The organism is Mycolicibacterium mageritense (assembly GCF_010727475.1).
Classification (GTDB): domain Bacteria; phylum Actinomycetota; class Actinomycetes; order Mycobacteriales; family Mycobacteriaceae; genus Mycobacterium; species Mycobacterium mageritense.
This window is the reverse complement of the sequence record NZ_AP022567.1, coordinates 5,159,903-5,185,320: the sequence shown is the minus strand read 5'-3', so window position 1 is coordinate 5,185,320 and position 25,418 is coordinate 5,159,903. Positions and strand designations below refer to the sequence as shown.

Annotated in this window: 26 protein-coding genes; 15 read left to right on the top strand and 11 right to left on the bottom strand. The window is 68.4% G+C overall.

Going from position 1 to position 25,418, the window contains the following annotated elements; translation table 11 throughout:
* The first annotated feature begins 50 nt into the window (after positions 1-50).
* The 6 genes from crcB (G6N67_RS25030) to mbtN all read left to right on the top strand — a co-directional run bounded on the left by crcB (G6N67_RS25030) (position 51) and on the right by mbtN (position 4,964).
* Entirely contained in the window at positions 51-452 is a 402-nt protein-coding gene (gene crcB, locus G6N67_RS25030; protein ID WP_036434105.1) for a fluoride efflux transporter CrcB, read from the top strand.
* Positions 449-817 (top strand): fluoride efflux transporter CrcB, encoded by a 369-nt coding sequence (gene crcB, locus G6N67_RS25025; RefSeq protein WP_036428012.1) that lies wholly within the window; start codon positions 449-451, stop codon positions 815-817. Before crcB (G6N67_RS25030) ends, crcB (G6N67_RS25025) begins: the two co-directional genes overlap by 4 nt.
* Complete coding sequence (locus G6N67_RS25020; protein ID WP_036428015.1) at positions 814-1,881, top strand: putative PII-like signaling protein; 1,068 nt, start codon at positions 814-816, stop codon at positions 1,879-1,881. Before crcB (G6N67_RS25025) ends, G6N67_RS25020 begins: the two co-directional genes overlap by 4 nt.
* Before the next feature lie 61 nt (positions 1,882-1,942).
* Entirely contained in the window at positions 1,943-2,227 is a 285-nt protein-coding gene (locus tag G6N67_RS25015; RefSeq protein ID WP_036428020.1) for a mycobactin biosynthesis acyl carrier protein MbtL, read from the top strand.
* Positions 2,224-3,804, top strand: coding sequence for a long-chain-fatty acid--ACP ligase MbtM (gene mbtM / locus G6N67_RS25010; RefSeq protein ID WP_036428022.1), 1,581 nt, complete (start codon positions 2,224-2,226; stop codon positions 3,802-3,804). The genes G6N67_RS25015 and mbtM overlap by 4 nt, the downstream gene beginning before the upstream one ends.
* A complete protein-coding gene (gene mbtN / locus G6N67_RS25005) occupies positions 3,801-4,964 on the top strand; it encodes a mycobactin biosynthesis acyl-ACP dehydrogenase MbtN (RefSeq protein WP_036428025.1) in 1,164 nt (387 codons plus the stop codon). The genes mbtM and mbtN overlap by 4 nt, the downstream gene beginning before the upstream one ends.
* A 44-nt stretch (positions 4,965-5,008) precedes the next feature.
* Here the strand turns inward: mbtN and G6N67_RS25000 are convergent, their stop codons facing one another.
* Complete coding sequence (locus G6N67_RS25000; protein ID WP_036428028.1) at positions 5,009-5,641, bottom strand: GNAT family N-acetyltransferase; 633 nt, start codon at positions 5,639-5,641, stop codon at positions 5,009-5,011.
* A gap of 184 nt (positions 5,642-5,825) precedes the next feature.
* Here G6N67_RS25000 and G6N67_RS24995 point away from each other — a divergent pair, with 184 nt between their 5' ends.
* The 3 genes from G6N67_RS24995 to G6N67_RS24985 are packed head-to-tail and all read left to right on the top strand — an operon-like array spanning position 5,826 to position 8,246.
* Entirely contained in the window at positions 5,826-6,026 is a 201-nt protein-coding gene (locus tag G6N67_RS24995; RefSeq protein WP_036428031.1) for a hypothetical protein, read from the top strand.
* The gene (locus G6N67_RS24990) at positions 6,023-6,559 is read left to right on the top strand and encodes a YbaK/EbsC family protein (protein WP_036428035.1); all 537 of its coding nucleotides are present in this window, start codon (positions 6,023-6,025) and stop codon (positions 6,557-6,559) included. Before G6N67_RS24995 ends, G6N67_RS24990 begins: the two co-directional genes overlap by 4 nt.
* Position 6,560: 1 nt before the next feature.
* Positions 6,561-8,246, top strand: a complete 1,686-nt coding sequence (locus tag G6N67_RS24985) for a patatin-like phospholipase family protein (protein WP_036428038.1) — start codon at positions 6,561-6,563, stop codon at positions 8,244-8,246.
* A gap of 5 nt (positions 8,247-8,251) precedes the next feature.
* Here the strand turns inward: G6N67_RS24985 and G6N67_RS24980 are convergent, their stop codons facing one another.
* Entirely contained in the window at positions 8,252-8,998 is a 747-nt protein-coding gene (locus G6N67_RS24980) for an IclR family transcriptional regulator (RefSeq protein ID WP_036428040.1), read from the bottom strand.
* A 152-nt stretch (positions 8,999-9,150) separates the two neighbouring features.
* Here G6N67_RS24980 and G6N67_RS24975 point away from each other — a divergent pair, with 152 nt between their 5' ends.
* The 4 genes from G6N67_RS24975 to ptsP are packed head-to-tail and all read left to right on the top strand — an operon-like array spanning position 9,151 to position 13,946.
* Positions 9,151-9,903, top strand: a complete 753-nt coding sequence (locus tag G6N67_RS24975; RefSeq protein ID WP_036428041.1) for an MIP/aquaporin family protein — start codon at positions 9,151-9,153, stop codon at positions 9,901-9,903.
* An 11-nt stretch (positions 9,904-9,914) separates the two neighbouring features.
* A complete protein-coding gene (dhaK, locus tag G6N67_RS24970) occupies positions 9,915-10,913 on the top strand; it encodes a dihydroxyacetone kinase subunit DhaK (protein ID WP_036428046.1) in 999 nt (332 codons plus the stop codon).
* 1 nt (position 10,914) lies between these two features.
* A complete protein-coding gene (gene dhaL / locus G6N67_RS24965) occupies positions 10,915-11,529 on the top strand; it encodes a dihydroxyacetone kinase subunit DhaL (protein ID WP_036428051.1) in 615 nt (204 codons plus the stop codon).
* On the top strand, positions 11,526-13,946 hold the full coding sequence (gene ptsP / locus G6N67_RS24960; RefSeq protein ID WP_036428058.1) for a phosphoenolpyruvate--protein phosphotransferase: 2,421 nt from the start codon (positions 11,526-11,528) through the stop codon (positions 13,944-13,946). Before dhaL ends, ptsP begins: the two co-directional genes overlap by 4 nt.
* On the opposite strand, the gene G6N67_RS24955 is transcribed toward ptsP, so the two are convergent.
* Both G6N67_RS24955 and G6N67_RS24950 read right to left on the bottom strand, forming a co-directional pair.
* Positions 13,947-16,604 carry a helix-turn-helix transcriptional regulator gene (locus G6N67_RS24955; protein WP_179976746.1) on the bottom strand — a complete coding sequence of 886 codons (2,658 nt, stop codon included), beginning with the start codon at positions 16,602-16,604 and terminating at the stop codon, positions 13,947-13,949. It abuts the gene before it with no gap.
* 118 nt (positions 16,605-16,722) lie between these two features.
* Complete coding sequence (locus G6N67_RS24950) at positions 16,723-17,202, bottom strand: PTS sugar transporter subunit IIA (RefSeq protein WP_036428062.1); 480 nt, start codon at positions 17,200-17,202, stop codon at positions 16,723-16,725.
* Between the two features lie 110 nt (positions 17,203-17,312).
* Between G6N67_RS24950 and G6N67_RS24945 the strand changes: the two genes are divergently transcribed.
* A complete protein-coding gene (locus G6N67_RS24945) occupies positions 17,313-18,881 on the top strand; it encodes a PTS transporter subunit EIIC (protein WP_036428065.1) in 1,569 nt (522 codons plus the stop codon).
* A gap of 8 nt (positions 18,882-18,889) precedes the next feature.
* Here the strand turns inward: G6N67_RS24945 and G6N67_RS39720 are convergent, their stop codons facing one another.
* The 6 genes from G6N67_RS39720 to G6N67_RS24915 all read right to left on the bottom strand — a co-directional run bounded on the left by G6N67_RS39720 (position 18,890) and on the right by G6N67_RS24915 (position 23,014).
* Positions 18,890-19,306, bottom strand: coding sequence for a hypothetical protein (locus G6N67_RS39720; protein WP_230021744.1), 417 nt, complete (start codon positions 19,304-19,306; stop codon positions 18,890-18,892).
* The gene (locus tag G6N67_RS39715) at positions 19,278-19,883 is read right to left on the bottom strand and encodes a hypothetical protein (protein WP_036428067.1); all 606 of its coding nucleotides are present in this window, start codon (positions 19,881-19,883) and stop codon (positions 19,278-19,280) included. The genes G6N67_RS39720 and G6N67_RS39715 overlap by 29 nt, the downstream gene beginning before the upstream one ends.
* Before the next feature lie 94 nt (positions 19,884-19,977).
* On the bottom strand, positions 19,978-20,547 hold the full coding sequence (locus tag G6N67_RS24930; RefSeq protein ID WP_036428070.1) for a chorismate mutase: 570 nt from the start codon (positions 20,545-20,547) through the stop codon (positions 19,978-19,980).
* The gene (locus G6N67_RS24925) at positions 20,529-21,515 is read right to left on the bottom strand and encodes an LmeA family phospholipid-binding protein (RefSeq protein ID WP_051578404.1); all 987 of its coding nucleotides are present in this window, start codon (positions 21,513-21,515) and stop codon (positions 20,529-20,531) included. The genes G6N67_RS24930 and G6N67_RS24925 overlap by 19 nt, the downstream gene beginning before the upstream one ends.
* Before the next feature lie 28 nt (positions 21,516-21,543).
* Complete coding sequence (locus G6N67_RS24920; protein WP_036428073.1) at positions 21,544-22,074, bottom strand: LOG family protein; 531 nt, start codon at positions 22,072-22,074, stop codon at positions 21,544-21,546.
* A 100-nt stretch (positions 22,075-22,174) separates the two neighbouring features.
* Positions 22,175-23,014: an alpha/beta hydrolase gene (locus tag G6N67_RS24915; RefSeq protein WP_036428075.1), complete on the bottom strand. Its 840-nt coding sequence runs from the start codon at positions 23,012-23,014 to the stop codon at positions 22,175-22,177.
* A 115-nt stretch (positions 23,015-23,129) separates the two neighbouring features.
* On the opposite strand from G6N67_RS24915, the gene G6N67_RS24910 reads away from it, so the two are divergent.
* Positions 23,130-23,696 carry a TetR/AcrR family transcriptional regulator gene (locus G6N67_RS24910; protein ID WP_036428078.1) on the top strand — a complete coding sequence of 189 codons (567 nt, stop codon included), beginning with the start codon at positions 23,130-23,132 and terminating at the stop codon, positions 23,694-23,696.
* Positions 23,697-23,702: 6 nt separating this feature from the next.
* Here the strand turns inward: G6N67_RS24910 and G6N67_RS24905 are convergent, their stop codons facing one another.
* A complete protein-coding gene (locus G6N67_RS24905; RefSeq protein WP_036428081.1) occupies positions 23,703-25,130 on the bottom strand; it encodes a glycoside hydrolase family 183 protein in 1,428 nt (475 codons plus the stop codon).
* Positions 25,131-25,418: the final 288 nt, after the last annotated feature.

Below are 25,418 nucleotides of genomic sequence, written 5' to 3'. Positions count from 1 at the left end.
GGCGCGTGCCAGTTGCCGAGTTGCCGCCATACTTTTGCCTTATGTTCGGCATGCTCGGCCGCAATGACCCCCGCGAGTTGGCCGCCGTGTTCGTCGGCGGTGCGCTCGGCACTCTGGCCCGGGCGCTGCTGAGCCACTATCTCGCGGTGGCGCCGGGCCATTGGCCGTGGCCGACGTTCGCGGTCAACATCGTCGGCGCGTTCCTGCTCGGCTACTTCACCACGCGATTGCTGGAACGCCTGCCCGTCTCGAGCTATCGCCGCCCGCTGCTCGGCACCGGGCTCTGCGGCGGGCTCACCACTTTCTCGACCATGCAGGTGGAGACCGTCGGGATGGTCGAGCACGGATATTGGGGTCTGGCCGCGGGATACACCGCCGCCAGTGTCGCGCTCGGCTTGCTGGCGGTCGCGGTGGCAACGGCGATGGTACGTCGCGTACGGGTGCGCGGATGACGACGGCGCTGGTGTGGACCGGGGTGGCGCTGCTCGGCGGCCTCGGCGCGGTGTGCCGGTTCATGCTCGACCGCGCGGTGTCACGGCGCCACTCCTTGGGGTTCCCGCTCGGCACACTGGTGGTGAACCTGAGCGGCGCGCTGCTGCTGGGCTTCTTCGGAGGCCTGGTGCTGGATCCGCACGCCGCGCTGCTGGCCGGCACGGGCTTCGTCGGCTCCTACACCACGTTTTCCACCTGGATGCTGGAAACCCAGCGGCTCGGTGAAGAACGTCAGGTGTGGGCGGCGGCAGGCAACATCGTCATCAGCGTCATCCTCGGTCTGGCCGCCGCGTGGCTCGGCCTGCAGCTCGGATCCCGGCTATGAGCACCGAATACCTCAAGCTGACCGCCTACTTCGGAGAGCGGCAACGCCACGAGCACTGGTTCGTGTCGGATGAGCTGCTCCGTCTCTACGGCGAAACCGATGTCGCCACGAGTGTGTTGATGCGTGGGATCGCCAGCTTCGGCCCGCGCCATGAACTGCGCAGCGACGAGACGCTCAGCATGTCCGAGGATCCGCCGGTGGCGGTCGCCGCGGTGGACACTGCGGAGAAGATCGCGGCCCTGGCTGAGCGGACCGTGGCGCTGGTGCCGCGGGGGCTCATCACGCTCGAACGTGCGCAGTTGCTCACGCGCGATTCGGCCGCGCCGATGGTCCACGAGACGGCCAAGGTGACCATCTACGTGGGCCGCCAACACCGGGTGGGCGGTGCCCCCGCCTATCGCGCGGTGTGCGCGGCGCTGCACCGGCACGGCTTCGCGGGCGCGACAGTGTTCCTCGGTGTCGACGGCACCGCGCACGGCGAACGGCACCGCGCCCGGTTCTTCAGCCGCAATGCCGATGTGCCGATCATGATCGTGGCGGTCGGCACGGGCGAGCAGGCGCAGGCGGCGCTGCACGAACTGAATCGGCTCCTGGAACGGCCCCTCATCACCGTCGAGCGGGCGCAGTTGTGCAAACTCGGCGGCGAACTCCTCACGCGCCCAACCAGCCTGCCCGCCACCGACGATCAAGGCAGGCAACTGTGGCAGAAGCTGATGATCCACACCTCCGAGGCGGCCCTGCACGACGGCGTGCCGATTCACCGGGCCATCGTCCGGCATCTGCTGCACAGCGGCGTGGCCGCAGGCGCGACCGTCCTGCGCGGCGTGTGGGGGTTCACCGGTGCGGCATTGCCGCACGGCGACAAGCTGTTTCAGCTCGGACGCCAGGTACCGGTGACGACGATCGTGGTCGACACCCCCGAACGCATCGGCGCGACGTTCGATGCCGTCGATGAGTTGACGGGTGGAAGTGGCCTGGTCAGCGCGGAATTGGTGCCCGCCGCGACGATTGTCGACACAGGTGTGCGGCGCGGCAGCATGAACCTGGCGCGGCACAGTTACTGAGCTCACATCACCGCAGGGTAAGCCTAGCCTACCTTTACTCGCGGGTGTAGCGTCCCACTCCATGCAGTCGTCTACCCCAGAAGCCTCAACCCCTGAAGCGGTGAGCGCCGCCTTGACCGAAATCCTGCGCGACGACATGAATGTCGACATCCGACGGGTGACGCGCGAGTCCCGATTGGTCGACGATGTGGGCCTCGACTCGGTCGCGTTCGCGGTCGGAATGGTCGCGATCGAAGACAAGCTCGGTGTGGCCCTGTCCGAAGAAGATCTGCTGAGCTGCGACACCGTCGGCGATCTCGAAGCCGCCATCTTGGCCAAAGTGCCTGCGGCACAGAGCAACCAGTGAGCACGCTCGCCGCAGCGCTGTCGGAGTCGCTGACCACGACCAGCGCCGACCTCGTCGTGTTCGATCCCGAAACCCGGGCCTGGAGCCGACATCCGTGGGCACAGGTGTACGCCCGCGCAGAGAACGTCGCAGAACGGATCGGCGAGGAGGGCTCGCGCGCCGTCGGACTCGTCGGCGAACCGACCGTCGAATTCGTCGCCGCCATCGTCGGAGCTGTCATATCCGGTGCGGCCGTGTCGATCCTGCCCGGGCCGGTACGCGGAGCCGACTCCGACCGGTGGGCACAATCGACACTCGACCGGTTCGCCGGAATCGGCGTGGGCACCGTGTTCAGCCACGGCAGTTACCTCGATCAACTGCGCACCGCACAGACCGGCCTCACCCTCCTCGACGATGTCGCGGTCGCCCGCGACCAACGGTCGACCACGTGGCGCGTCGCCGCGCAGCCGGCCGACATCGCGATCCTGCAGGGCACCGCCGGTTCGACCGGAACGCCGCGCACCGCGCAGGTCTCCTCGGCGGCGGTGCTCGCCAACCTGCTCGGCCTGCGCGATCGGATCAGCGTGACACGCAAGGACATCGGTTGCTCGTGGCTGCCGCTGTACCACGACATGGGCCTGACGTTCCTGCTGACAACGGCGATCAACGGCATGGAGTCGTGGCAGGCTCCGACGACGGCCTTCGCGGCCTCGCCGTTCAGCTGGCTGAACTGGCTGTCGGAGAGCCGGGCCACCATGACCGCGGCACCGAACATGGCCTACGGCCTGATCGGCAAGTACGCGAGCAAGTTGGAGGGGCTCGACCTGGCCGCGCTCCGGTTCGCGCTCAACGGCGGTGAACCCGTCGACTGCGAGGGGACGATCCGGTTCGGTAGCGAATTGACACGCTTCGGTTTCGACCCCGGTGCACTGTCCCCGTCGTACGGATTGGCCGAATCATCCTGTGCCGTGTCGGTTCCGACGCCCGGCACCGGTGTCGTGGTCGACGAGATCACGGTCGAGACCGACGCGGGCACCGGCATCCGACGCCAAGCGGTGCTCGGCGAGCCGATCCCCGGCATGCAGGTGCGGTTGCGGCCCAGCGAGGACAACGCGGGTATCTCCGACCGCGAGGTCGGCGAGATCGAGGTCCGCGGCACGTCGATGATGTCGGGCTACCTGGGTCAAGACCCGCACAATGCCGAGGACTGGTTCCCCACCGGGGATCTCGGCTACCTTGTCGACGGTGCGCTGGTGGTCTGCGGTCGCGCCAAGGAGCTCATCACCGTGGCCGGGCGCAACATCTTCCCGACCGAGGTGGAACAGGTCGCCGCGCGGGTCAAGGGCGTTCGCGAGGGCGCCGTGGTCGCCGTCGGCACCAACGAAGGCGCCCCGCGGCCGGGCCTGGTGATCGCCGCGGAGTTCCGGGGCGGCGACGAGTCGACGGCCCGCAGTGAAGTGGTGCAGCGCGTGGCGTCCGAATGCGGTGTGGTGCCTGCCGATGTGGTGTTCCTGGCGCCGGGCTCGCTACCGAGAACCTCGTCGGGCAAACTGCGCCGGCTGGAGGTCAAACGGAATCTGGAGGCGGTGAAGGCATGACAGCGACTCCCGCAACGCTCACCACGGTCGAGGAGTACCGCGAGCTGCTCGAGCGCGTGTTCGACTCGTCGGTGACCGCGTGGACAGCCGAAGCCGAAGAGACCGAACGCTTCCCGCGTCAGCTCATCGAACACCTCGGGCGTTCCGGCGTGTTCACCGAGAAGTGGGGCGACGGCCAGCAACCGGACCTGGGCAAGCTGTTCGAGTTGGCCTTCGCCCTGGGCCGCACCGGGTCGGCCGGCATCGGGGTGGGTGTCAGCCTGCACGATTCGGCGATCGCCCTGCTGCGCCGGTTCGGCAAGTCGGAGTACCTGCGCGCCATCTGCGAGCAGGCGGTCCGCGGCGAAGCCGTGCTGTGTATCGGGGCCTCCGAGGAGTCCGGCGGCTCTGACCTGCAGATCGTGGAAACCGAAGTACGAACGGCCCGAGATGGATTCGAGATCAAGGGCATCAAGAAGTTCGTCTCACTGTCCCCGATCGCCGACCACATCATGGTCGTCGCGCGCAGTGTGGACCATGATCCGAGCAGCCGGCACGGCAACGTCGTCGTCATCGCCGTGCCGACCAGCCAGGTCGAGGTGCAGACGCCGTACCGCAAGGTCGGTGCGGGTCCGCTCGACACCGCCGCGGTGCACATCGACACCTGGGTGCCCGCCGATGCGCTGGTGGCGCGCGCGGGCACCGGTTTGGCCGCGATCTCGTGGGGCCTGGCGCACGAGCGGATGTCGATCGCCGGACAGGTGGCCGCCGGCGCCCAGCGTGTCATCGGAATTACGTTGGCGCGCATGATGAAACGGCGCCAGTTCGGCCACACGCTCTACGAACACCAGGCGTTGCGGCTCCGGATCGCCGATCTGCAGGCCCGCGTGGACACGCTGCGCTACAGCCTCGCGGGCATCGCTGCGCAGGGCAAGCTGGACCTGCGTGCAGCGGCCGCGATCAAGGTCACCGCTGCTCGGCTGGGTGAAGAGGTGCTCTCGGAGTGTATGCACATCTTCGGCGGCTCAGGCTATCTGGTGGACGAGACACCGCTGGGAAAATGGTGGCGCGACATGAAGCTGGCCCGCGTCGGCGGCGGCACGGACGAAGTGCTGTGGGAGTTGGTGGCCGCGGCCATGAAGCCGGACTACGACGGCTACGCCGAGTTCGGTCAGGACTGACGCTGCGCGGCGCGGGGAGGCCGCCTCCCCGCGCCGCGTGGCGTTCAGGCCGGCTCGGGTACGTCGTCGGGAGTACGGGGCAGCGCGTACAACGCCATCCGCCGGTTGGACATGTCGTGCTCGCCCAGGAATGCGCAGCCGGCCCACTCGCAGAGGCGGCGGGCGGCGGTGTTGCGATGGTCCGGATCGAACATGATGCGGCGGCAGTTCGGCTCCAACTCGAAGACACTTGCCACGATGCGTGGCAGCAGGAACGGACCGATACCCTTGTTGACCAGCCGGAGATCGGCGATTGCGGCGTGCAGTCCGAGGTCGTGCGGGTCGGCGACGTAGCGCGGCGCAATCGAATCCTTTGCCGCCCGGTACAACTCGACGTATCCCGCCGGGACGCCACGAAAGCTCGCGATGAACGGGCGGGAGTATTCGCCGTCGACCTGGGCGCGCAGGTACCGCTGCCAGCGCTGCGGCGGCCAGTCGTACTCCCAGGCCTCGACCAGGTGCGGCCGGTTCATCCATTCGGAAACCATCTCGGCGTCGGCCTCGGGATCGACCACGCGGATGTCGTACGGATCTGCCACCGTCGGGGTCGGCGGTGCCCCGACTGCCCGCACCTCGTCGGAAATGTCAGTCAGCTCGCGCTTGAGAACGGGTTCCAGCGCCTCGTCAATATCGGTCATTTGAGCGCCGAGCCTACCGCACACAGTGAGGGTAGGTTTACCTTCCTAATACGGGAGGGTGCCGGTTCCGGTCGCCGTGACCAAGGTCACGGGCCTCGCGCGGGGATCGCCTGACCTCCCCTGTTGGTGCGGCCGCGGCAACCGCACCAGACGGTTCCCCGCGATCGCATGCGATGGTAGGGGCATGGATGTGGATCGCATCGCCGATCTGGAGCGCTGGGAGGAGTCCGGCGCGCATTGGCAGGTGATCGCCCGAACCTCCGACAGCATCACGATCGCGCTGTTGCGGTGCGACGGCGGCGAGGAGGTCGAGCGGTTCACCTCGGCGGACCCGCGCCTACTCGAATTCGTGGGCACCAGGTCCGGCAGCGAGGACTCCAGGTGAAGGTCGGAAACCTCACCTTCACACCGGTGACCGAAGCGCTCGACCTCGTCGGCGCCCCGGTCCAGCGTTACCTCGGCGAGCACGACCCCGCGGGCCTGTGGGCGAGCGCCATCGATCCTTCCCTCGCCGACACCGCGCAGTTCTGCAGGCACTACGACATCGGCCTCGACGCGTCGGCCAACTGTGTGGTCGTCGAGGCCCGGCGCGCCGACCGCACGTGGCACGCGGCGTGCCTCGTGCTCGCCACCGCGCGGGCCGACGTCAACGGCATCGTCCGCAAGCGACTCGACGCGCGCCGCATCTCGTTCGCGCCCATGGCCACCGCGGTGTCGTTGACCGGCATGGAATACGGCGGCATAACCCCGGTCGGCCTGCCCGCGGATTGGCCCATCCTCATCGACGAGGGTGTGGTCGACGCGCGGCACGTGATCATCGGCAGCGGGGTACGCGCGTCGAAGCTCTACGCCACCGCCGAGGCGCTGACGTCGCTGCCCAATTCCGAGGTGCTCGCGATCACCAAACCAGGTCAGTGACATGGAGATTCCCTTCCCGGAATCGGTTCTGAACCGGCTGGTTCGCCGGCCGGCACCGGTGGAGGTCGCCGAGGAGGCGGTGGACCTGGTCGACGAGGCGGCCATCGAGCAGGCCGCCGCGCCCCCGACGGCCGACCCCACCCTGCTGCTGCAGAAGATGGAGAACCGACTGGTCCGGCTCGGCCTGGCGAATCCCGACGTGCTGACCGCCACCGAGATGCGCAGACTGCGCTACATCCTGAACTTCGCCAGGCTCAACGACTTCGAGCCGGGCGCGGCGGGGCCGGACGGAACCCGCGGGCGGGGCGACATCGCGGTCGGCGCGCAGTTGGCGCCGTGGCGCTCTCGCGTCACCGACGCGCTGCACGGCCCGCTGCGCGAAGAACGCGACGCCGCCACCGCACTGACCACCGCCCGCGACGCGCTGGCCGGCCTGGCCGACGATCAGGACGATCAGCGGCGGCTGCTCGCCGAACGCCACCGTAACGACTTCTCGCCGGCCGAACTGGATTCGGAAGTGGGATACAAGAAGTTGGTGACCGTCCTCGGCGGTGGTGGCGGCGCGGGATTCGTCTACATCGGTGGCATGCAGCGGTTGCTCGAAGCGGGGCATGTGCCCGACTACATGCTCGGGTCGTCGTTCGGGTCGATCATCGGTGCCGTGGTCGGGCGCACCCTGCCCGTGCCGATCGAAGAGTACGTCGAGTGGGCCAAGACCGTGTCCTACCGCGCGATCCTGGGCTCAGAACGGTTGCGCCGCAGGCACGGCCTGACCGGCATGTTCTCGCTGCGGTTCGACGCCTTCGCGCACGCGATGTTCAGCCGCGCCGACGGCGACCGGATGCGCATGTCGGACATGGCAATTCCGTTCGACGCCGTGGTCGCCGGGGTGCGTAAGCAGTCGTTCGCCGCGCTGCCGTCCCGTTTCCGCCGTCCTGAACTGGCCGGGCTGCGCCTGCTGCCCATGCTGCCGGTCGGCATCGGGCCACTGGTGGCGGCCCGCATGTGGCAGGTCGCCGCATTCATCGACTCACGCGTCGTGAAGCCCATAGTGGTCGGCGGAGACGATCTGACCCGCGAGTTCAACGTCGTCGACGCCGCGTCGTTCTCCTCGGCGATCCCCGGCGTGCTGCACCACGAGACCAACGATCCGCGGATGGAACCGATTCTCGACGAGCTGTGTCAGACCCACGACGTTGCGGCACTGGTCGACGGTGGTGCGGCCAGCAACGTGGCTATCGAGTTGGCATGGAAACGGGTGCGCGACGGGCGGTTGGGCACGCGCAACGCCTGTTACCTCGCGTTCGACTGTTTCCATCCGCAATGGGATCCGAAGCATCTGTGGCTCGTCCCGATCACGCAGGCCGTGCAGCTGCAGATGGTGCGCAACGCGCCGTATGCCGATCACATCATCCGGTTCGGGCCGACCTTGTCGCCCGTCAATCTCGCGCCGTCGATCGCGACCATCGACCGCGCGTGCGAGTGGGGCCGCAACAGCGTCGACACCGCAGTTCCCTTGACATCGGCACTGCTGCAACCGATCTGGTGGGAGGGGGATCAGCCCCCGGTCAGCCGCGGCCGCAAGACACTGGTCAAGTCGGTCGCATCCCCGATGAGCGCGGTGATGTCGGCCATCCAGCTGCCGACCGGGCGCTTCGAGCGCTGGCGGAACCGTCGCCTGACCTGATCCCGCTATCCCGTGCGTCGGGGCGGCCACACGGGCGCGCCCAGTTCGCGCGACACGGTTCGCGCGGTATCACGCAGCGCGTCGACGGCCTCGGGGTCCAGCGGCCAGCGCGCCGCGGGAACCACCAGCGCGATCGCACCCGCGGCATCCCCCGATGAGTCGAAAACTGCTGCCGCGACCGAACATTCGCCGAGCACCGCCTCTTCGGCCTCCGTTGCGATACCGGTGCCGCGGGTCTGCTCGAGTTGGGCGGCGAGCTCGGTGACGTCGGTGATGGTCTCGCCCGTCATGCCGCGCAGCTCGCCTGCCGGGTGGTCGGCCTCGTAGGCCAGCAACGCCTTGCCGAGGGCGCTCGCGTGCGCGGGGATCATGATCCCCACCTCGGGCATCTGGCGCGTGCCGTCGGGACGCGGCTCGTGCGCGACCACCACGACCTCGTCGAACAGCAACACTCCGGTGCGCACCGCGCAGCCGGTGCGACGGGCCAACCCCTCGGTCCAGATCGCGACCCGCGACCGCAATTCGAGGGTGTCCAGATAAACGTTGCCCAGCCGCAGTGTCGCCGGACCCAGCCGGTACCGCCCCGAGTCGAGCTCCTGCTGCACCATGCCGTGCGCCAGCAACGTGCGCACCAGGCCGTGCACCGTGGACGGTGCGAGTTCGAGCGCCGACGCGATCTCCCTCAGGCTCATCCGGCGGCCCCCTTGCAGCACGGTGAGGATGCGAAGAGCGCGATCCACCGCCTGAATCACGACGACCTCCTCGTGCCGAAGACAGCTCTTGTGCTCACAGCAGCATAAGCGTATGTTCCAGATCACATTCGATAATGTCGAATGAAATACGAGATAGCCGATTCACAGTCGGCAAGTGATGTGCCACATCCCAACTCTCTGGAGCACACGACATGGACGACCCGTCAATCACTCAAAAACTCGCGGCTGAGGCCTTCGGCACCGCCTTCCTGGTGTTCGTCGGCGTGGGCTCGGTGCCCGCGACCCTCATCGTCAACGGTGATGCCCCGTTCACCATGGCCGACCTGGGCATGATCTCGTTCGCGTTCGCGACGGTCGTGGTGGCGACCGTCTACGCACTCGGGCACATCTCGGGCAACCACATCAATCCGGCGGTCACCGTGGGCCTGGCCGTGACCGGCCAGTTCCCGTGGTCACGCGTCCCGGCGTACATCGCCGCGCAACTCGTGGGGGCAACCGTCGGCGCCGCAGCCATCATCGGCGTGCTCGGCACCGCCGCGCGTGACGCCGGCCTCGGCATCGCGACCTACACCGGCGACATCAGCGCAGTACAGGCATTTTTCGCCGAATTCGTAGGTACGTTCATTCTCGTGTTCACCGTCTTCGGCGTGATACATCGCAAGGCGTCGGCAGGTTTTGCCGGCGTGGCGATCGGCCTGGTGGTGTTCGCGGCGATCATCCCGGTGGCACCGGCGACGGGTGCGTCGATCAATCCCGCCCGCACCTTCGGGCCGATGCTCGTCCAGCAGATCGCCGGCGGCTCGGTCGCCTGGCACCAGTTGCCGGTCTACCTCGCCGCGGAATTCCTCGCAGGCGCACTTGCCGCACTCTCCTACGTCGCGATCTCACGCACCCGCGCCGACACCGCGAAACTCCCTGTCCCCGCAGCACCGACCGCAGTCTGAGGAGCCCCATTGTGAAGAAACTGATCAACGATCCCGCCGACGTCGTCGCCGAATCGCTTCGCGGCATGGCCATGGCCCACCCCGAGCTGCGCATCGACCACGCCAACCGCATCGTCTACCGCGGTGATGCCCCGATCGCAGGCAAAGTCGGTCTGATATCCGGCGGCGGATCCGGTCACGAGCCGCTGCACGCGGGTTTCGTCGGCCGGGGGATGCTCGACGCTGCTTGTGCCGGCGAGGTTTTCACATCCCCGGTGCCCGACCAGATGCTCGAGGCGACCATCAACGTCAACAGTGGCGCCGGCGTACTGCACATCGTGAAGAACTACACCGGTGACGTGATGAACTTCGAGATGGCCGCCGAACTGGCTGCCGCCGAGGGCATCACGGTCGAGTCGGTCGTCGTCGACGACGATGTCGCGGTGCAGGACAGCACCTTCACCGCCGGGCGGCGCGGCGTCGGCGCCACCGTGCTGGTCGAGAAGATCGCCGGGGCCGCGGCCGACGAGGGCAGGCCGTTGGCCGAGGTCGCCGCAGTCGCGCGCCGCGTCAACGCCGCGTCCCGCAGCATGGGCGTCGCCCTGACATCGTGCACGGTGCCCGCGGTGGGCCACCCCACCTTCGAGCTCTCCGACGCCGAGATCGAACTCGGCATCGGGATCCACGGTGAACCGGGTCGCGACCGGGTGCCGCTGCAACCGGCCCGCGCCGTAGCCGAACTCATGGTCGAACCCATCCTGTCCGACGTCGACTTCACCGGCGCGAACCCGGTGATCCTGTTCGTCAACAGCATGGGTGCCACGCCCCTGATCGAGCTCTACGTGATGTACGCCGAGGTGGCGGCCATCCTGGAGAAGGCAGGCGTGCAGATCGCGCGGTCACTGGTCGGGCCGTACATCACGAGCCTGGACATGGCGGGCTGCTCGGTGACCCTGCTGCACGCCGACGACGAGTTGCTGCGGCTGTGGGACCATCCGGTCGCCACACCCGCATTGCGGAGAGGATGCTGACATGGACCTGGATCGACTGACCGCGTGGATCCGCGAGTATGCCCGGCTGATCGGCGAAAATGCGCAGTATCTCAGCGATCTCGACGCTGCGATCGGTGACGCCGACCACGGCATCAACATGGATCGGGGCATGACGGCCGTCGTGGCCGCGCTCGACGAGGCGCCCCCGGCCGACGCCGCTGCGCTGTGCAAACAGGTCGGCATGACGTTGGTGAAGTCGGTCGGCGGGGCCAGCGGTCCGCTGTACGGCACCTTCTTCCTGCGCATGGCCCCGGCCATCGGCTCCGACGGCACGGCGTTCGCCGCGGCGTTGCGCGCCGGAGTCGACGGAGTGGTGCAGCGCGGCCGCGCCGAAGCCGGCGACAAGACGATGTTCGACGCGCTTGCGCCGGCCCTTGACGCCCTCGACGCCGCGCTCGCGTCGGGCACCGACCTCACCGGAGCCCTCGCCGAGGCCACGACTGCCGCCGAAAAGGGCAGGGACGCCACCGAATCCATGGTGGCTCGCAAAGGCCGCGCCAGCTATCTGGGGCAACGCAGCGTCGGGCACATCGACCCGGGCGCCACGTCGGCAGCGTTGTTGATCGGCGCGGCCGCGACGGCGGTGCGCACGTGACCGTCGGGCTCGTCGTCGTCTCACACAGCCGTCCCCTGGCCGACGCGGCCGTCGATCTGGCTCGGGAGATGTTGCACGGCAAACAGATCCAGTTCGAGGTCGCGGCCGGACTGGACGACACCACGTTCGGCACCGACGCCGCCGCGATCGTCGACGCCATCACCGCCGCCGACCAGGGTGACGGTGCGGTGGTGCTCATGGATCTGGGCAGCGCGGTGCTTTCGGCCGAACTCGCGCTCGAGCTGCTCGACGACACCGCGCGCGAGCGGGTCGTACTGTGCCCCGCTCCCCTCGTCGAGGGGCTCGTGGTGGCCGCGGTCGCGGCGGGCGGCGGGGCCCAGGCCGCCGAAGTGGCGGCCGAAGCGTCCGGCGCGCTGGCGGGGAAACTCGCCCAGCTGGGTAGCGTTGCCGAGCACGCCGCCGCCGAGACCGACGCCGACGGACTGTCCGCAACGTTCGTCGTCACCAACCCGCACGGCCTGCACGCCAGACCCGCGGCCCGCCTGGTACAGGAGGTTCGGGGCCGGGACGCCGAGGTACGAATCCGCAACCGGCGCACGGACTCCGCATGGGTCGATGCCGCAAGCCTCTCCAAGATCGCCACGCTCGGCGTGCGCAACGGCGACGAGGTCGACATCCGAGTATCCGGTCCGCACGCCGCCGACACGCTCGAGCACATCCTCGCCCTGGCCGCCAGGCATTTCGACGAGACACCAACTGCCGCAGCCGCGGCCGCACCACCCGCACCGGGCCAGCCGGTCGGCGCCGGCCCGGGCCTGGGCATCGGGCCCGCCTGGTCGGTGCGAACCGCCGAGCTCGCGGTTCCGGATCATCCGGGCGAAGACCCTGCCGCGGAATGGCGCCACCTCACCGCGGCCGTCGACGAGGTGCGCACAGCCATCGCCGACGTGCGGGCCCATACCGCCCGGACCGTGGGCGAGGCCGAAGCGTCGATCTTCGACGCGCACGGACTGCTCCTCGACGACGACGCGCTCCTCGGTGCGGCCAAAGCGCGAATCGACCAGGGCCACAATGCCGCTGCGGCCTGGTCGGCCGCCGTGGCCGAAGTGGCCGGACAGTTCGCCGCCATGGCCGACGCGTACCTGCAGGCGCGGGCCGAGGACGTCCGCGCGGTGGGCGACCAGGTGCTGCGCGCGCTGCTGGGGAGTACGGCGCCGCTGGCGACGGCCCGCGGCGTGCTCGTGGCAGCCGACCTGACCCCGGCCGAGGCTGCCGAACTCGACCCGACGCAGGTCGTCGCGGTGCTGCTGGCCTTCGGCAGCGCGACCGCCCACAACGTGATCCTGCTGCGCGCCAAGGGGATCCCCGTGATAGTGGGCGCCGGGAGGGCTGCGCTGGCCATCGCCGACGGCATCACCGTCGCCGTCGACGGTACCCGTGGAGAATTCCTCGTCGATCCGCCCGACGACGTCCGGCGCGATTTCGAGACCCGGGTCGCCGCGGCGGCGCGGCGGCACCGGGAAGCCGTCACGCGCACGCGCGAGCCCTCCGTCACCCGCGACGGTGTCACGGTCAGGGTCGGCGCGAACATCGGCTCGGTCGATGACGCGCGCGCTGCAGCGAGCCAGGGTGCCGACTTCGCGGGTCTGGTCCGCACGGAGTTTCTGTTCCTGGGCCGGGACCAGGCACCAGACGCGGACGAGCAACTCGCCGTCTACCGCAAGATCGCGGAATCCCTTGAGGGGCGCCGGATCACCCTACGCACCCTGGACGTGGGTGGTGACAAGCCGCTGGAGTTTCTGCCGACCCCCGCGGAGGCCAACCCGTATCTGGGGGTTCGCGGCATCCGGCTGGCACTGGCGCACTCACAGCTGTTGTCGGACCAGCTGCTGGCGATGGCACGGCTCGCCCATCAGGCACCCGTCAGTGTGATGTTCCCGATGGTCAGCACTGTCGGCGAGCTGTTCGCCGCGCGCCGGGTGCTCGACGACGCGATCCGGCGGGCAGGCCCGCACGCCCCGGTCGACCTGCAGATCGGCATGATGGTCGAGGTGCCCGCCGCCGCACTCAAGGCCGCGGCGTTCGCACCGCACGTCGACTTCTTCTCGATCGGCACCAACGATCTCACGCAATACACGATGGCGGCCGACCGCAACAACGACGCCGTCGCGGGCATCGGGGACGCGTTCGATCCGGGTGTCCTGCAGTTGATCCGGTCGACATGTCAGGGTGCGGCCGGACGGGCGTCGGTTTCGGTGTGCGGCGAATTCGCCGCCGACAACCGCGCGGCCGCACTGCTTCTCGGGCTTGGCGTCGACGCTCTCAGTGTCACTCCCCCGGCCATTCCGGCCACCAAGGACGCGGTTCGTGCGGTCGACCGCGGCGAGGCGCGGCAGCTCGCCGCGGCAGCGCTGTCAGCCGACGACGCCGCGGCGGTGCGCTCGCAGTTCGGCTGATCAGGTGGCAGGACGAAACCGGACCAGCCTGGCCAGCTGGTCCCGGTCGTCGATCCCGAGCTTGGCGAAAATTCGGTACAGGTGACCATCGACCGTGCGCACCGACAGGCACAGCCGGCCGGCCACCTCACGGTTGCTCAGGCCCACGCCGACCAGGTTCGCGATCTCCCGTTCCCGTTCGGTCAACGGCAGCGGGTCCGTCGCACACCGCAATGCCGGTGTCACCGCGCCGCTTTGGCTCGCGAGCCAGTGGGCCCGGGTCGCCGATTCGAGTTCACTGCCTCGCCGCCCGGCACGCGCATGCGCCCGGGCGGCGTGTGCGGCCGCGTCGGCGGCCTGCGCGAGGGCACCGATGCGCTCGAAACGGTCGGCCGCCTCGCCGAGCAGGGCGCCGTCATGATCGGCGAGTCCCCGCGCGTGGATCGCGATCGCGGTGCCGAGCGGACACCCGAGCTGGCCCGCCAGGGTCTGGATCCGCACGGTGTTCGATCGGTCGCCGAACCGCACTGCTGTGTGCAGCGCGGCGAGTTCCACAGCGTGCATGCCGCCTCGCCTGGCGGCCTGCGCGGCATGCTCGGTGTGCTGCCGTGCAGTCGACGTCTCGCCCGTCGCTGCGAACACCCAGGCCCTGGCCAGCATGAGCTCCGGACGGAACACCTCGACCTGCGGTCCGCTGGCGGACTCGGCGCGGGCCAGCGCAACGGTTGCCCCGTCGACGTTGCCCCGCGCGGCCTCTGCCTGCGCAAGCCACGCCGCGGCGAGCATCACCCAGCCCCGCGGTAGGCCGTCCGACATCGTCCACACCGCCGCTTGCAAGGCCTCGCAGGCCGACGCCAGCCGTCCACGGGCCAGCTGCACCCGCCCGGACAAAGCGCTCATGATCGCCTCGGCCTGCGGGGTGCCGGCCGAACTCTCGGCGTACCGGCGACAGATCCGCTCGGCAGCGTCCATGTCGCCGCCCGCAGCGGCACCGAGGACCGCGGCCAGCGCCAGCGAGTAGCGCTGCGGTCCGGATTCACAACGTTCGGCGGCACGCTCCCCGCAGTCGACCACCGCGGGCAACTCACCGAACCGGCCGGACAAGGCCAGCGCTCCTGCGGTGCCGACCGCGGCCCACACCGTGGCCATCGGCACCATGTCGGTGCCCAGGGCCGCGGTGCCCAACGTGACCGCTGTGGGTAGATCGGCGCCGAAGAAGGCGAACGCGACCTCCATGGCGGCGACGAAGCTCAGCACGGGCCCCGACCGCACCCGCGCGCGGACGGCCTCCAGCACGGCGTGGGCGGGGCCGCCGCGGCCGCAGCCGAAGAACAGGTTGGCCGCGCGCAGGCACCCCCAGCGCGTGGCGGTCAACTCGTCCTCGCCGTCGGGGCGGTACGCGGCGAGGATGTCTTCCGCCTCCTGGCCCCTGCCCTGCCAGCTGATGGCGTCGGCGAGCAGGATCGCCGCCTGCACGCCTGCCCCGTGCCGGACGGCGAACCGTGCCAGTTGTTCACCGAGGCCGAGGTCGGACATGGTGATGGCGCTGGCCGCGGCATCGGTGATGATGCCGAGGTCGGGCGGCGCGTCGCCGTTCGCCATGAACAGCGCAAGCTGGATACGCGACCGCACGTCGGCCGCCGCGCCGGGGTCGGTGGCCCGCACATGCGCCGACAGGTGTTGTGCCAGAAGCGTGTTGATCTGCCGTGAGCGTGCGGTGGCGCAACGGCGCCTCGCCACCTCCCCGACGATCGGGTGGGCCGGTTGGACCATGAGGTGCGCCCCGTCGTCGGTGACCTGGATGGTGCTGCGCCGCTCGGCGTGCGCGACGGCCTCGGAACCGCAGATCGCAAGCAGCACTTCCCAATCGAGCACCTGGGCGGTGGAGACCACCTCGACCACATCGAGTTCGTCTGGCGCGAGCGCATCCAGCCGGGAGGCCACCAGCTCGTGCACATCGGGGCTAGGGCGGAGCTTGCCGCGCAGCCGCCAGCGATCATGGTCGCGGACCAGCACGCCGTCCCCGAGGGCCGCGGTCATCACCCCACGCAGGTACAGCGGGCTGCCCGACGAGAACCGGTGCAGTTCACCGACCGCATGGTCGTCCACCTCACCGCCGAGTACCGCCGTCGCCAGTTCCGCGGTCTGGGCCCGGTCGAACGGTTCCAGGTCGAGCCGCTGGAGCAACTGCTCCTTCCACAACGCCGTCAACGCGTCCGGTATCGGCTCCCCGGAGCGGATCGTGACGATCAGTTTCGTCGGGCCGCTCAGCCCCAGTTGTTGGACCAGCAACGCCGAAAGCAGGTCGAGGTGCTGCGCATCGTCGACCACGATGACCGAGTCCGGTTCGGCGATCAGCGCCCGATGCGCGGCGCCGAGCATCACCGTGGGCTCGTGGGCGTCCGTGAGCCTGAGCGCGTGGTGAAACGCGCCGAACGGCACCGCCCGGCCGGTCTCGGTGCCGAGCACGAATCTCGCGGTGTAGCCGTCGCTTTCCAGCTCCGCGGCCAGGGCCCGAGCCAGCGTCGTCTTTCCCACCCCGGCGGGGCCGGCCAGTACGACCCCACGAGACCCGTCCCGCAGGGCCGGCAAGGCTTCCTGCAACTCGGCGTCCCGCGCGACGAACGGCCACTTCGACAACAGCGACCCCCAGGTGAGCCCGACAATCCGGGCCGACATTACGCCCGTGCCGATATTCGTAGCGGCGAATCGTGACAGCCGCCTGTCAGTTCTTTGCTGCGGAAAGGTTCTCGCGACGTCACCACGACGGCACGCACCGGGCGCGCCGACGCGAACGTCAACGGGTGTGGATGAAAAGCCCTGCGCCAGAATCGATGTCGGCGCCGGTTTCGACCGCTGCGGACACCGCGATGGTGCCGGGTTCCCGTTCGTCCATCACGACAACCGGCACAATCGGATTGAGTCCGTTCGCCATAACCGACGGAACGTCGTAAGTGACGATGACCTGACCGGCGGTCACCTCATCCCCCTGACTCGCGTGGACGGTGAACCCGGCACCTTTGAGCCCGACGGTGTCCAGCCCGAGGTGGACCAGCACCCCGACGTTGCCTATGGTCAGGACGACATACGCGTGGGGCATGAGCTTGAGGAGCTTGCCACTGACCGGGGCGACCGCGTCGATCACTCCGCGCGGCGGATCGACGGCCGCTCCGTAGCCCACCATGCCGGCCGAGAACACGGGGTCTGGCACGTCCGCGAGGCGGATCGCGCGACCGGCGACCGGCGCGAGAACCTGTACTGGACCATCTGCCGTCATACGCCACCCCTCCCTAGCTCGCGCCCACCCACAATACGGACGTGGCGGCAAGTCGGTCTCATGTTCGCAGGTTCTCGTCTAGGCTTCCGCTCAGCGATCGGACACCGAGGATGAGTGATGCTGTGAAAGCTCAAGGGACATCGGACAAATCAGGTCTACGGATCCCGGGGTTCGCCCAATTACAGCGGCTGGGCAAGAGCCTCATGCTGCCGATCGCGGTATTGCCTGCGGCAGGCATCCTGCTGCGGCTCGGCCAGCCCGACCTGCTCGGCCGGATCGACGCACCCGTCATAGGGGCGTTCTTCAAGGCGATGAGCGCAGCCGGCGATGCGGTGTTCACCAACCTGCCCCTGCTGTTCGCCGTGGGCGTCGCGATCGGGTTCGCGCGCAAGGCCGACGGCTCGACCGCACTCGCCGCCGTGGTGGGTTATCTGGTGGTTGCCGCGGTGTTCAAGACCATGTCGCCGATCGTGCTCGCGGGCGAGGTCGACAAGGCAGGCGACCAGGCACAGATCAACTACAGCGTGTTCGCCGGCATCGTGGTCGGCCTGGTGACGGCGTGGCTGTTCGACCGCTACCACACGATCCAGCTGCCGGCGTATCTCGGATTCTTCGGCGGCAGACGGTTCGTCCCCATCGTGGTGTCCCTGGCGTGCCTGTTCATCGCGTTCGCGATGAGCTACTTCTATCCGATCTTCGATGCCGGGCTGACCGGCCTCGGCCAGTTCATCGGTGGTGCTGGAGCATTCGGCGCATTCGTGTACGGGTTCGCCAACCGCATGCTCATCCCGCTCGGGCTGCACCACATCCCCAACTCCTACGTGTGGTTCCTCTACGGGGATTACCAAACGCCCGACGGCCAGGTCGTGACCGGCGAACTCACGCGCTTCGCGGCGGGCGATCCGACGGCAGGACACCTCACCGCGGGCTTCTACCCCGTGCTGATGTTCGGTCTGCCCGCCGCGGCGCTGGCCATGATCCACGTCGCCGACAAGAAGCAACGCAAGGTGGCGTTCGGCATCCTGTCGGCGGCGGCTCTCACCGCGTTCCTGACGGGAGTGACCGAACCACTGGAGTTCGCTTTCATGTTCGTGGCGTTCCCGCTCTACGTCATCCACGCGGTGCTGACCGGGCTGTCCCTGGCCGTCGCGTACCTGCTCGACATCCACCTGGGCTTCTCGTTCTCCGCGGGACTCATCGACCTGCTGCTGTACGGCACCGCGCCTGCCGCGAAGAACATCCCCCTGCTGATCGGCATGGGACTGGTGTTTTTCGTCATCTACTACCTGTTGTTCCGGTTCGCGATCACGAAGTGGAACATGCGGACGCCCGGGCGTGAGCCGGAGTCCGAGTTTGAGGCCGAGGAACAGGCCAATCTCGGTGAGGGCACGGCGTCCAGCACGTCCGTGGCCGCCGGGACCGCGACGCTCACAGCGCCGGCCCGTACCGACAGCAAGGCCGAGCAGGTGATCGCGGCGTTCGGGGGGCGCGACAATCTGGTCAATGTCGACGCGTGCATCACCCGCCTGCGCGTCGAGGTGGCCGACAAGGGCAAGGTCGACCAGGAGCGGCTCAAGGCCATCGGCGCCGCGGGCGTCATCGAGGTCGGCAACAGTGTTCAAGCCGTGTTCGGCACCGACTCCGAATCGCTGAAGAACGCGATCAACGACGCGTTGTAGCCACCACCTCAGACGGACAACAACCGCTGGAAGAATTCGCGATACCGCTTGAGCGCCACGCGAAGCTCTTCGGTGGACGCGTCCTCACCGCGGGCCCACTGCGCCTCCAGCCGGGATCGGGCGTCGCTGAAACTCGACGTGAGCTGGTCGACAACCTCGGCGACCAAACTGTCGGCTTTCTCGACGCACTGCTTGGGGTCGTCGACGAAGGCGGCCTGAAGCTCGTCCCACCGGGAGCGCAGCCGAGATCGGTTGTCGTCGGCGAACAACGGTTCGTCGGTCGTCGCCTGCTCGGCCTCCTCGTCCGATACGGGCATCATCGGCTGGGTCGTTTCCGCCGCCGTCGGCTTGTCCGCGGCCGCCGGCGCAGAGTCCCCACGGTCGCGCGTGGTGGGGTCATCCGTGGTGTTGTCGTGAGTCGTCATGCTCGCGCCTCCTTTGCGAATCCTTGCCGCTGTCGTCGTCGTTCCCGAGCAATTGCTCGAAGAGCGCCCGGTAATGCACGATGGCTTCGCGCTGCGCCTCGGTGCCGATGTCACCCTTCTGCTGCGCGAGGTGAAGGATGTGTGCAGCGCGATAGTGTTCGACCACCTTGGGGTGATCGACCGAGATGTCGGCCGCGCGTTGTTCGAAATCGTCTATCGGATAACCGCGTTCCCGCATCACGTCGGTCACCAGTCGATCCGCGGTGCCCACCGATTCCGCGGGATCGTCCACAAACCCCGTCTGCATTGCACTCCACGCCTGGAGGTACCGCGCACGCGAGTCCGGCGCCAGCTCACGGATGTCGAGTTTGTCCCGTTTCCGTTCGCGGGCAAGAAGTTCCTTCTCCCCGGCCCGCCGGTCTCCAGCCGTGTCCACTGCTCGCGCATACTCGGGTCCGAACTGACTCTTCAATCTCTCACTGCGTTTACGGCGCATGATCGATGCAGCCGCGATCAGCGCCACCACGACGACGACCACGGCGATTACAGCGATAGCGATCCAACTCCACGTAGGCATCTGACGACCTCCTGCGGGCCCGGGTACCCGCAGGGATGCTGCACAAACGTCAATATTTCCGTTGGGGACGAATGCCCCGTCCGGCGAACACCGGTCAGCGGCAGTAGGACTGGGTGGCGTAGTCCAACGCCCGCCGATACAGCGCATCCAGCCCGCGGGCCGCGGCGACCGCCTCGACCGCACTCGTCAGATCGGCAGCGCACGACGGGCCGTGCAGCGTCGGCCACTGGCCGGCGATCTCGTCGACCATCGTGTGGTTGAGCCGGTCGATCGTGGTCCTCGACGCCGCGAGATCGGGCGCGGTCGCCGGCGCGGCAGCCGGGTCCAGCTTCCACTGTCCGATGAGGCTGTGTTCGATGGCCACCGTCGCATCGATCTGATTGCGGAACACGTCGCGCACGTAGGCCGGATCGATCTGGCGCGCGGACGCATCGGCGGTTACGGCGTCGATCACCTGTTGCTCGCGTTGCGGATCCTCGATCTGGCCACCGGTGCGCAGCTTCACGGCCGCGACCGGGTCCGCGGTCTGCAACCGCTGCGCCGCAGCGTCGACGAGGGGTTGCAGCGGGCTTGGCACATCCGCGGCGGCAGCCGGCACACCGCAGGGGCCCAGTGCGAGCGCGGCGATCAACGCACTCGTCCGGATCACAGGCGTTCGAAACATGCGTTGCTGTCCCCCGTGGGTATCGACGCGTTCTCGCTGGAGAACTTTCCGACCACACCGGTGTCGGTCACCGTGACACTGTCGGCGTGGATCCCGAGCGGGTAATTGTCGTTGAGTTTCTTGGTGAGCTCGTCCAGAGCCGTCTGCACCGTCTCCTTCGAGAACGGACCCGTCACGTCGAGGACGTGCAGTCCGAGGTCGCCGTCCTGGACGACGGGCTCAGCCGTGATGCTGGTGCCGCCCGCGGCGTCGAGGATGAGGGTGCCTGCCGACGGATCGGTCTTCACGTCGGTGATGAGGTTGCCCACTCCCGGCAGGTTGTCGGCCACGGTGTCCTTGATGCCGGCCGCCGTCCAGGCCAACGTCGCCGTCAGCGAACCGATGGTGCCCTTGGAATCCTGCGTGCCCTGCAACCGGATGTCGGTGAGGGTCACGTCGGCAGTCATGCCTTTGGCCGCCTGCACTTGGTTGCCCGCGGTTTCCACCGACAGGTTGGTGTAGTGCCCGGTGATGTGCTGCCACAGGAACGGTGGGTTCACGCCGAACGAGATGGTCGCGCCGTCCTCGACGACGCACTGCGTGACGTCGGCCAGCAGCGTTCCGGCGCGGTGTCGTGCATACAGTTCGGCCGCGGCCAGGCCGCCGACCACGAGAGCCGCCACGATGACCGCGATCAGACGGACCGACTGCCAGCCACGCAGCCGCCGCTTCTTGACGCCCGACGGGGGCGCAGCACCACCGGGCCGGGCCACCCCGATCTTCTCGGTGGCCGCCACATCGGGGCGGCGTGGCGCGCGCAGCTGTTCTGTGGCCGCAGCATCGACGGGTGGGCGCGGTGCGCGCAGTTGTTGGGTCGGCGGCTCCGGAGGGCGGCCGGGGCGCGGCAGCCGCTGGGTGGCAGGGTCCGGTGGCGGCCGCTGCGGACCGCGCCAGCCAGGCTGTCCGGGGCGTTGCGGCGGTGGGGGCACCTGCGCAATTCTGCCTCAATCAACGCCGTCAGCTGTGCCGGTCGAGGTAGGCAAGTGCGTCGGCCGGGTTGTCGGTGACGTAGATCAGCTCGTCGAGCGGCACCGGCAGGAAGCCGTCCTGCTCCATTCGCCGCAGCTGCGTCACCAGCCCGTCGTAGAAGCCTGCCGTGTTGAGCAGCACCACGGGCTTGTCGTGCTGCCCGTGCTTGCGCAGCTCGAGGATGTCGGTGGCCTCATCGAGAGTGCCGAGCCCGCCTGCCATCACCACCATCGCGTCCGAGCGCGCCAAGAGCAGCGCCTTGCGCTCCGCAAGGTTCGCGGCGAACACCATCTCGTCGGCGTCGGCCCGTGCGGCGGAGCGAAGAAACTCCACAGAGATTCCCAGGAGCTTGCCCCCGCCTTCCCGGACACCGTCGGCGACCACCTTCATCAGCCCGGAGTTGGAGCCTCCCCAGACCAGTGCGTGCCCGGCCCGGCCGATGAGCTCGGCGAAGTCGCGGGCGGGCCGGGTGTAGCGCACGTCGAGATCGGCGGCGGACAGGAAGACGCAGATGTTCATGTCGGCGGAAGACTTTCGGCTGGGGATGGGCTCTCTCGATGATGCCCTGAACCGCCGTCATGGCCGCCCCTACCCAGCCGGAGCGGCCATGCGTGCGGTCTCAGTTCGTCGAGATGAACTTCAGTGCGGCGTCGGCGACGTCGCGCCAGCCACTGTCGATCACCAGTGAATGGCCCCGGCCTGGGATCTCGACGATCTCGGTGACATTCGGGTTCTTCTTGTACCGCTTGTACGACGCGTTGGCGATTGCCCAGGGAACGGTGTTGTCCTTCTCGCCCGAGAGGATCAGCAGCGGCCCGCGATCGGGGTTCTTCGTGTCGATCTTGGTCTCGGAACGCGGATTGAAGTTGGCGACCGCGGCCTGGAACAGCGGCACACCCGAGCCCGCGACCGAATACTGTTCGTAGAGAGTCCTGGCCTCGTCCTCGGACACCGCGTTGGCGAACGCGAACCGGAACTGCTTGGGAGTCAATGCGATTGCGCGTCGATAGTTGAACGGGTTGCCGAGCACCGGGAACGACGCGCGCAGCGCCGAAAGCGGTAGCGGCAGCACGCCCCGGAACGGTGCCGGGTCGATGGCGACGGCGGCCGTGGCCAGCCCCATGCCCGCGAGCTTCTGGGTGATCAAGCCACCGAAGGAGTGCCCGATGATGATCGGCTTGCGGTCGAGGGCGCGGATGACGTCGGCGTAGTGCTCGGTGATGTCCCCGACGCCCTTGTGGGCGAAGACCGACGGGTCACGACGGGCTTCGGCCGTGGTCACCGGGTCGCCCGGCCAGCCCGGTGCGAGGGTGACGAATCCGCGGTCCTCGAAATACGAACGCCAGTTGTCCCAGCTGTCGGGCAGCAGCCACAGGCCGTGCACGAACACGACGGGTTGCGCATCGGATGCATTGGCGCGGTCGATTTCGGCCTGTTCACGAGGGGTGATGACGGACATCTGCGGTCTCCTTGTCGATAGAAAGAACGGTCGTTCTGCCTCTGTAACCGCGGCTTCCGCCATTCTGTTCCCGGTCACAGAAAGAACGTTCTGCCTGAGGCGTACCGTCGTGGTAATGGACTCCCCCGCCGTCACGTCGGAACCCCGCGAACGCCTCCTGCGCACGGCCGCGGAGCTGTTCTATCGCGAGGGCATCCACTCCGTCGGTGTCGACCGGATCCTCGCCGAGGCGAACGTCACCCGCGCCACGATGTACCGGCATTTCAAGGGCAAAGAGGATCTTGTCGAGGCATACCTCGCGCTCGAGGACGCGACCATTCGCGGCTACTTCGCCGACGCCGAGGCACACGCCGAAGCCGACACCGACATGCTCGGACTCGTCATCGACGGCATCGCCGACGACATCGCGCGGTATCACACCCGCGGATGTCCGTTCATCAACGCCGCTGCCGAATACCCGGATCCCGACAGCCGCGTCCGACGCCTCATCGCGTCGCATCGCACGTGGTTTCGCGGCGCGCTCGAACAAGCCGCGGCGGGCCGCGACAATCCAGCCGAGATCGCCGCGGCACTGGTGTTACTGCGGGACGCCGCGCTCGTCGGCGGGTACCTCGACGGCGTCGGGACGGTTGCGCCCGCGTTCACCCGGACGGCACGTCGGATCGCGGGACTGCCCGGGTAGCAGCGGTTACGGCAACACGGTCTTCATCAGCATGACGTTGTACGCCGACCACAGCGACAGGTTGTAATACAGCTCCTTGCCCGTCGACCACGGGTGGAGGTATGGCGCGTAGATGCCGCCGGGAATCTGCATGGACGGCACCAACAGTTGCTCGGGGCTCCACGGACCCTGCGGGGCCGGCGCCGTGCGCATCACGACGTCATTGGCGCCGTTGCCGTAGAGCACGAGGTATTGCTTGAGATAGGTGTTGTATTGCGCCGACATCTCGCTGACCGGTCCCGGGATGACGGGTGTCGCGGCCGCCGGGTTGCCCGGCACCCACGCGTTGTTGTCGGCGTTCCAGTACTCGTACCGGGACAGATCGGGCACGAGGTTCGGTGCCACGCGCGCGATGTAGGCCGATCCGCCGCGCCCGTTCGGGGTTCCGAACGTGTAGAGGTACGGATCGCCCGGTCCCGGCTTGAGGAATGCCCCCATCTGGAAATTCTCGTTGCCCCCGCTGGGCGGACGGATCGTGCCGGGGTACACCGCCCAGTTCTCCCCGTTGTCCCGCGACATCGCGATCGCGGAGAAGTTCGTGGACCACGAGCCCGGACTGTCCCAGTTCCTGATCGACATGAAATTGATGAGCTGAGTGTTGCCCACCGCGACGCCCGCGGTCGGGATGATGCCTGTCTCCTGCGGCGCCCGCCCGATGGTGTTGATGATCTGTTTCGAGATGCCCTGGCGCCACACGGGTGAACCGGAGTACTTGTTGCCGACCGTGCCGTCGGGCACCGCGACGGTCTTCGACAGCGACCCGTCCTGGCTGCGGAACAACACGTTGTATCGCCATTGCTTGCCCGGGATGCTGCAGTACCCGTTGGTGTCGCCGAAGGCCATGAGCACCTGGCGGTTCACGGGATCGCCGTTGTCCCACATGATTCCGAGGTCGGTGCCGGTGATCGCGAAGCGCTGAATGGTCTGATTCGGGCTGTCCGGACCCGTCACCCAGCCGACGATCGCGGTTCCCGGAGGTGAGGCCGGCACGGGGGCCGCCGCGGGTGCCGGCGCGGCAGGAGCCGGCTGCGGCTGCGGTTGCGGTTGGGCCTGTTGCCCCGGCGGGGTGGGCTGCGGCACCACGGCCGCCTGCTGCTGCACCCGCCCGGACCCCGGGATGAGCGCTTTGAGGATCGCCAGCGGCAGCTGCCCCAGGCGCGGAAGCGGCGCCTGATCGTTGGCACCGACCGGCTTGTGGCCGATGGGCCGGTTGAACTGTCCGATCGCCGACGGGCTCGGAATGCGGAACGCCTGGTGCCGCAGCGGCTGTGCGGCCGCGGCAGCACCTTCGCATGGTTCGGCGTTGGCCACCGGCGCGACGCCCATGGCCACGACGAGTCCTAGAGCGGCCGCCGACGCCAACGAGGCCGATGCGATTCGTGGACGCGGCGACATGTCACACCCTTTCCCGGGGCAAGACGTCGCAATTGACGTCGACTGGCAACTGATGTGACGATAGTGACGAATGGGTTGTTTGTGGCCAGTGATGCACGAACAGGTATACATCTGTGACCGTGTCGCAACCCGATTTCACACCGGTGGTGGTCGGCTATCCGCTGGTTGACCGCATGCACGCATTGCCGGACGGCCTCGTCGCCCAAAGCGAAACCTGGTGGGCCACCTGATCCTTCGTTACCGTGAGAGTCGGAGGACAAACGGGAGGAGTCACCATGGCCGAGAAGG